The following is a 340-nucleotide window of genomic DNA, read 5'->3' as shown; positions in this document are numbered from 1 at the left end:
GAAGGTGGTGTGGTACTCCTGTGCGACCTTCAGGCGCTCGGCGGTTTCGACGAGGTCCGTATGGTGTTCACTGGCGCGAGCACGCATCTCGGTGGTCAGCAGCAGGCCACCGCCGGCGCGTAGCACGCCGTGGGTATCGGTGCGCAGCTCGAAACCTTGGCCACGCGGCTTGCCGCCAAAGTGGCGAGGATGGGTGAGGTAACCGAGGTTCAGTGCCGAGTGGTCGTGGTCACTCATCAACGCTGCGCTGATCTGCCCGGTGGTGTCGTCCAAGCGCAGTTCGTTGTGGCGCTTGCCGTGGTGCTCCTTGCTGCGGATGGGGCTGAGTGCCTTGAACTCG

1 protein-coding gene is annotated in these 340 nt (G+C 64.4%); it reads right to left on the bottom strand.

The features are described from left to right. Nucleotides 1-340: type VI secretion system Vgr family protein (locus tag GIB19_RS28220; protein WP_274888874.1), on the bottom strand; the 340-nt coding region annotated here is incomplete at both ends.

The sequence above is a fragment of the Pseudomonas sp. ITEM 17296 genome (genome assembly GCF_028895205.1).
Lineage (GTDB): Bacteria > Pseudomonadota > Gammaproteobacteria > Pseudomonadales > Pseudomonadaceae > Aquipseudomonas > Aquipseudomonas kermanshahensis.
This window is presented reverse-complemented; position numbering and strand designations above follow the sequence as displayed.